Annotated in this window: 3 protein-coding genes and 1 pseudogene; all 4 read right to left on the bottom strand. The window is 36.8% G+C overall.

Translation table 11 applies throughout. From position 1 onward, the window contains the following. Nucleotides 1–332: 332 nt before the first annotated feature. Entirely contained in the window at nt 333–584 is a 252-nt protein-coding gene (locus tag RMY27_RS35415) for a hypothetical protein (protein ID WP_322669462.1), read from the bottom strand. A 69-nt stretch (nt 585–653) separates the two neighbouring features. Further along, nucleotides 654–800, bottom strand: a pseudogene (locus RMY27_RS35730) (calcium-binding protein); the annotation flags it as partial. Nucleotides 801–1,052: 252 nt separating this feature from the next. Beyond that, nucleotides 1,053–1,553, bottom strand: a complete 501-nt coding sequence (locus tag RMY27_RS35410; protein WP_416212399.1) for an ISAs1 family transposase — start codon at nt 1,551–1,553, stop codon at nt 1,053–1,055. 1,142 nt (nt 1,554–2,695) lie between these two features. Beyond that, nucleotides 2,696–3,022: a hypothetical protein gene (locus tag RMY27_RS35405; RefSeq protein ID WP_322669463.1), complete on the bottom strand. Its 327-nt coding sequence runs from the start codon at nt 3,020–3,022 to the stop codon at nt 2,696–2,698. Nucleotides 3,023–3,198: the final 176 nt, after the last annotated feature.

Here is a 3,198-nt window from a genome sequence, read left to right as displayed (position 1 = left end):
TATCCGGTTTGTGCGCCAGCATTCTCAATTAAAATTTGCATCAGCGATCGCAGCAGTTGCTTCAGTTCAATTTCACGAGAAATCGCCTGTGAAGCTTTCATCACTGCTGCTAAATCGAAAGCAGTATGGAAGGGATTAGAGATAGTTTCAGCAGTAATAGGAATTACCACGGGTTTTGATTACAGTTCGATGACCATATCTGATGATGTTGTAAAACAAACAGAGCAGTGTTTTAAAAACATTAATGCTGCACTAACAGAGGCAGGACTGGTAATCCAGAATTAATCTATACAAATCTAGTTACGTAGATTTGTATAGATTAGTTGAGTGAATTAACCAGCAGGAGTTACAAAAATATTGGTTGCACTAAAAGCTAAACCTGGAGAAAGCTGTGCAAATTGGAATTGAGCCATTCCACCAGCTCCATCGTAATCAAAAGAGAGAATTCCTGTACTATTGTTGTAGATAAATCGGTCATTATAATCGATCGCTTGCGAACCTATTACAAAGCAATCGCTGCTGAGAGTACCCCAAGCTAATCCAGAGCCAAATGGGGAGCTAAAGTATATTGTATTTTCTGACACATTGAAATCTTGAATAGTATCAATACCAGCATCTGCTCTATAGTAGAACTTAAAAGAGTCCAGTCCGCTTCCTCCAGTTAGAGTATCATTGCCACCTTGACCTTCAAGGTAATCGTTCCCTGCTCCGCCAACAAGTTGGTCATTACCACTTTGCCCATAAAGATCGCCATAAAGATTATCGTTGCCATCTCCTCCATCGAGATAGTCGTTGCCCAGGGCGAACGCATCTTATTTACTAATAAAAACTAAAAAAGATTTGAAAATGACATAGATAATCCTACAAGTTGCTACAATTATAAATAAAATAAGTTCCTAAAATTTCAACAATATAGATTAGCTTATCTCTCAAGCAATCACTATATATTAATACTAAAAAAAACTCATTTAGCGGTACAGAAAAGTATGCTTTTCTTCCAAACAAATGAAACTTCCACGTAAAAATTTCAATTCAAGTTTTGATATACTATTTTAAACTAACCCTAAAACTCTTGCTAAATAGTTATCATCCATTGCGGCAAGAAACTGTTTGTTTTTTATTCCACGTTTAACACACTTCTCCTTCGTTAAAAGATTGACTGCAATTTGTCGTAATAGTGCGCAATTCTGCGGAGCATTATCTTTTCCCCTACGACAGTCATCTTCTCTTAAAGCGACATCCAATATCCAATGCAATAAATTTTCAATTCCCCAATGACTGCGAACAGAATTAGCAAACTGTTTAGCATTGTTCTCAATACTACTGATAAAATAACGAGTCTCAACTGTTGTTTTGCCATCTACTTTTCGGACAGACTCTACCATACCAACACTATTTAATTCTGACCAAATAGAATCTGGGTCAAGCCGCTCTGGAATGTCAGATAACATTAAATAATTGCGAATTTCATGACGACCATGCCCTACTTCTTCTGTTCTATAGCTTATCACTGCAAAGTGGTCAGCAATGGTAATTTTGGGTTTGAGCTTCATAGAGAGGAGAATAAGAACGTAATTCTTCTTTCTGATAAATGTGAGAATACCACGTTCAATGAAGGGCAGTTGTCCTGACTTTTCACAACATCTGTAAAAGTCACTTTGGTCGCTTAACGATCGTATAAATTAAGTTGTTCTTTGAGCTGAGCTTCTCATGATTCATTGTCATTAATCTATAACTATTGATAATCAAACTGTGAGAAAACCTACGCTATTTAGTGACTTGAGAACTGACCGTGAAAATTCAGGCAGCCGTCAGCTGCCTCTAACTCCCCCTCGTAATGATTATCATTTTCATACATAGTGAGATTTAATTTCCTGAAAGCCTTATGTGGTTTGAGTCTTGGTGTATTTCACCCTGATTCAGGCTCGTCTATATTTAGATGCGTTTGCCCTGACCCTCTAAGCCAGTCGGGAGCAATGCGATTTTGTGAGGTTTGGTCAAAAACAAGCGATCGCTAAAAACTATATTTAGGTACAGGGTGATTTTATTTGCAAATAAGATACTGTTTTACACAAAAATTCATCTTGATGAAATATTTCAAAAAGATTGCTAGCAAGTCATTTGACGATTATTTATAAAAATATCTGCAATCAGTCTTTTATATTTATTGGGTTGAGTTCATATAATAAAAGCTTCAGAAAAAGCAAATCAATAGGGACAACAAGCTAGAGGTGATACAGTACAAGTACAGTTTCACCCATTCTTTGCTTACCGAACCACTGGCACTAACAACTGAATATTTTTATACACTTGATGCTCAAAATGGAACAGGCGGCAAAGGCTAGTGGATTTATTTTGTGCTGATTGGCTCAGTTTGTCAATGTTGCAAAATGTTAAAGAGAAATATAGAAAAAATAAATAATTAGGTGAAAACTAGGGTTAGAAGTAGGTTTTGTTTACGTTACGTAATAATAACTCAGTAAAGCAGACTGATTGCTGCTAAAACTTTTTTTAAACTTATTGCTCCAATAACCGTTACTTTCGCACCTCTATAAAATGGTTTTAAATCATACGCTCTTTGACCACACGGGCTGCGAGCATGAGTTCGCGTTAAACCTGAGTATTATACCCATTTCATCGATGAAAACCAAGTTTTCTGGGTCTATAGCTTTCACTTTTTCCCAAAATTCGCACCTTAGCTTTTGGACTCTTTCTGTGGCGCATTGACTGCTACGTAATGTCTTTTTTTTTGTGTGAGATTTTGTCTTTGCAACGCCCGACACATGGCACTAATACTTACCCATTTATCGTAAGTTTGTCCCCAATATTCACAATACTCAGATAAAGTAGCATCTGGATATTTTTCTACCATTTGAGCTAGCTCAATTTTATGTTTATCTAAATCACTCTTCATTCCTCCACCTTGTTTTTGTGGCTGTACATGACCTTGAGTTCTTTTGAGTAAAAGCAGCCTTTGTACAAAAGCCTTACTTACATCGAATCTAGAAGCTAGTTTTCTAATTGATGTATCACCTGGAGAGTATGCGTCAATTATTTTTTCTCAAAAGTCGATGGAGTAAGCTTTCATAGTCTCGGTTGATGCAAAACACCTTTAGTGTACTCTATCTACCTGCAATCTGCTGTATTTGAGGAACGACAAATCGAACTAGGAGGCGAACAAATCAGGCGACTACTCAA

This window comes from Nostoc sp. DedQUE09, assembly GCF_034530915.1.
In the GTDB taxonomy this organism is placed as follows: Bacteria; Cyanobacteriota; Cyanobacteriia; order Cyanobacteriales; family Nostocaceae; genus Nostoc.
This window is presented reverse-complemented; position numbering and strand designations above follow the sequence as displayed.